The sequence below is a fragment of the Enterobacter sp. genome, from assembly GCF_977039595.1.
Genome location: NZ_CDRQYH010000130.1, coordinates 1 through 3635, shown reverse-complemented (window position 1 = coordinate 3635; position 3635 = coordinate 1). Strand labels below are relative to the sequence as shown.

The 3635-nt window shown below is 55.6% G+C and carries 2 protein-coding genes and 1 pseudogene; 1 reads left to right on the top strand and 2 read right to left on the bottom strand.

The window, feature by feature from the left end:
- Positions 1–94: 94 nt before the first annotated feature.
- On the bottom strand, positions 95–943 hold the full coding sequence (locus ACWYRJ_RS20610; protein WP_455508532.1) for an SDR family oxidoreductase: 849 nt from the start codon (positions 941–943) through the stop codon (positions 95–97).
- An 84-nt stretch (positions 944–1027) separates the two neighbouring features.
- On the opposite strand from ACWYRJ_RS20610, the gene ACWYRJ_RS20605 reads away from it, so the two are divergent.
- Positions 1028–1414 carry a winged helix-turn-helix transcriptional regulator gene (locus tag ACWYRJ_RS20605; protein WP_111965375.1) on the top strand — a complete coding sequence of 129 codons (387 nt, stop codon included), beginning with the start codon at positions 1028–1030 and terminating at the stop codon, positions 1412–1414.
- A 97-nt stretch (positions 1415–1511) separates the two neighbouring features.
- Here the strand turns inward: ACWYRJ_RS20605 and ACWYRJ_RS20600 are convergent.
- Positions 1512–3454: pseudogene (locus tag ACWYRJ_RS20600) on the bottom strand (bifunctional 2',3'-cyclic-nucleotide 2'-phosphodiesterase/3'-nucleotidase).
- Positions 3455–3635: the final 181 nt, after the last annotated feature.

The following is a 3635-nucleotide window of genomic DNA, read 5'->3' as shown; positions in this document are numbered from 1 at the left end:
CGATGTGTTTGCGGGAAAAAAATCGGCCCAGATCCGCGAAATTTTAATCAGCGAGTCAGCTTGGGAAGAAATGACCTGCTTATTCGCACCTTCCTTAAAGAACGGCTTTAATGCTCTGCGCCAGCGGTGTCGTTGCGCGCCCGATCAGTTTGCTCAGCGTATGGCTATCGTCAAACAGTCCCCCTTTGGACGCGCCAACATCGGAATCCGCCAGCATATCAGCCAGACCGGCAGGCAGACCGACGCTTTTAAGCGCGGCGGCAAAATCTGCTTCACTGAGATTCTGATAGGTTATCGGTTTCCCGCTCTGTTTGCTGAGTTCAGCCGCCAGTTCGCTCAGCGTCCAGCCGTGGTCGCCCGCCAGTTCATACACTTTGCCCGCATGGCCCTCTTCAGCGATCACTTTGGCTGCCGCCGCGGCATAGTCTGCGCGGGTAGCAGAGGCAATTTTGCCATCGCCTGCCGCACCGATAAACACGCCGTGCTCCAGCGCAGGCGGCGCGCTCGCCAGGTAGTTTTCGGTATACCAGCCGTTGCGCAGCAGGGCATAAGGAATGCCGGACGCCGCCAGGGCTTTTTCAGTCGCAACGTGTTCAACGTGCAGACCGAGCGGCGATGTATCCGCATGCAGCAGGCTGGTGTAGGCGATAAATTTCACGCCTGCCGTTTTAGCGGCGTTAATCACGTTCTGGTGCTGGGTCGCGCGCTGTCCGACTTCGCTGGAGGAGATCAGCAGAAGCTTTTCCACGCCGCTCAGCGCGGCGGCGAAGGTGGCTTCATCCGTGTAGTCTGCCTGACGCACCACAATACCCTGCTGGCTTAAGGCTTGCGCTTTCGCCGGGTTACGTACGATGGCCACAATCTGGCTGGCCGGTACGGTTTTCAGCAGCTGTTCAATAACGAGATGGCCAAGCTGGCCGGTAGCGCCGGTAATCGCGATCATGATGAATCTCCTTCGTGTTTGTCTGGTGTTGTGGCACACTAGCACCATAGCTAACTTTTAGTAAGTACGTACAAAAAGGTAAGTATGAAAACAATGATACCGACGCTTAGCGAACAAATGCGCGATGGCAATCTTTTCGCGGAGCAGTGCCCTTCACGAGAGGTGCTCAAACACGTAACCAGCCGCTGGGGGGTACTGATTCTGCTGGCGCTGCGCCAGGGAACGCATCGCTTTAGCGATCTGCGCCGCAAAATGGGCGGGGTGAGCGAAAAGATGCTGTCCCAGTCGCTTCAGGCGCTGGAGCAGGACGGGTTTGTCGATCGCGTATCGTATCCGGTCGTGCCGCCGCACGTAGAGTATAGCCTGACGCCGATGGGTATTGAGGTCAGCGAGAAAGTTGCCGCGCTGGCGGACTGGATTGAGGTGAATACGCCGAAGGTGATGGCGAATCGGGACGATCGCGCGGCGTAAAAGCCGGGCATGTGCGGCCCGATGCCCTCACCCTGACCCACTCCAACGGGGAGAGGGAACAAACACCAAAAGCGGCAACGTGTGTTGCCGTTTTGTTTTACTTACTCAAATCCACCTGATAAATCGCGAACCCAATATCATCCGTCGCGACCTGTTTCATCGGATACTGCGCCTTCTCCTTGATAAACGTGGCTGCCTTGTCGGATGGCGACGTTTCAAAGCGAATATCCAGTTTCGTATCGCTGTGGATCGGTGCCAGACGCCAGTTGTTATCCACCGCAGGATGAATTTCGCCCGCCTTCTTCGACTCCGCGCTGATCCACGCCGCAAGCACCGAGCGGTTCTCGTCCGGCGAGGCAAAGGCGATATGGCTATCTCCCGTACCGGCAAACTTACCGCCGTAGGCACGGTAGTTATTGGTCGCCACCAGGAAGGTGGCATTCGGGTCGATCGCCTTGCCGTTGAAGGTCAGGTTTTTGATGCGCTCCGCCTGCGGGTTAATCATCTGGCACTCGCCGTCATATTTCGCCGGCTGGGTGACGTCAATCTGGTAGTTCACGCCGTCGATCACGTCGAAGTTATAGGTACGGAAGCCGTCCCAGTTAATCAGCGACTGCGGCTTACTGCTGTTAGGGTCAATCTGGTTAAACTGTCCGGCAGAACACTCAAGCCACTCTTTTACCTCTTTCCCGGTGGCTTTAACCACCACCAGCGTGTTCGGGTAGAGGTAGAGGTCGGCGGCGTTACGGAAGGTCAGCTGGCCCTTTTCGACTTCAACATAGCTGGCCGGGTCATTCTTACGCCCGCCCACTTTGAATGGCGCAGCGGCTGACAGGACCGGCAGTTTTGCCAGATCCGGATCGCCTGCACAAAGTGTTCGGCATAGGCTTTCTGCGCCATGTTGACGACCTGAACGGTCGGGTCGTCCTGCACCAGCGCCAGGAAGCTGTACATGTTATCGGCGGATTTGCCGATCGGCTTGCTGACGAATTCGCGCGTGGCGTCGTGATCGTGCTTCAGCACGTTGACCAGTTTTTTATCTTCAGCCGCCAGAGATTTTTTCGCTGCAGCGTCGTAAATCGGGCGCGCTTCGGCTTTTGACTGCGTCACCTTCCAGCTGCCACCGTCGTTATTCAGCACCAGATCCACTACGCCAAGATGGTCGCCCCACATGCCCGGCATCACCGACGGCACGCCGTTAAGCGTCCCTTTCTCAATGTCCGCGCCTTTGATGCTGGCGAAATCTTTGCCCGGGAAGACCGCGTGGGCGTGGCCGAACAGGATCGCGTCGACGCCCGGAACTTCACTCAGATAGTAAACGGAGTTTTCTGCCATGGCTTGATACGGATCGGCGGAGAGGCCCGAGTGGGCGACAACGACGACCAGATCGGCGCCTTTTTCGCGCATTTCCGGCACGTATTTGCGCGCGGTTTCGGTGATGTCGTTGACGGTCACCTTACCGTCGAGGTTGGCCTTATCCCACGTCATGATCTGCGGCGGGACAAAACCGATATAGCCGATTTTGAGCGTTTGTTTTTTCCCGTCCCGATCGACAACCTCGGTATTTTTAATCAGGTATGGGGTAAAGAGCGGCTTTTGCGTTTTAACGTCGATGATATTGGCGTTAACGTACGGGAATTTCGCGCCGGCCAGGGCATCGTGAAGGTATTTCAAACCGTAGTTGAATTCGTGGTTGCCGAGGTTGCCGACGGTGTAATCCAGGGTGTTCATCGCTTTATAGACAGGATGGATCTCGCCTTTTTTCAACCCCCTGGTCGCCATGTAGTCCCCAAGCGGGCTGCCCTGAATGAGATCGCCATTGTCGACCAGCACGCTGTTTTTCACTTCGCCACGCGCCGCATCGATCAGGCTTGCCGTGCGTACCAGTCCGAATTTTTCCGTCGGGGTATCTTTGTAGTAATCGAAGTCCATCATGTTGCTGTGCAGATCGGTCGTTTCCAGAATACGCAGATCTATCGTCTCCGCCTGCACGCTCGCTGCAATCAGCGTCGCCAGAAGCGTTGCACTAAACTTAATCATCAGAGGAGTCCTTTTTTCGATGCAGACCACAAAAGAGTATGTATCTATAGCTTGTTGCGGCTTTGTTGAATAAATCGAACTTTTGCTGAGTTGAAGGATCAGATCACGTATCTTCCCGACAACGCAGACCGTTCCGTGGCAAAGCAAAAGTTCAAAATCACCAACTGGCCCACCTACAATA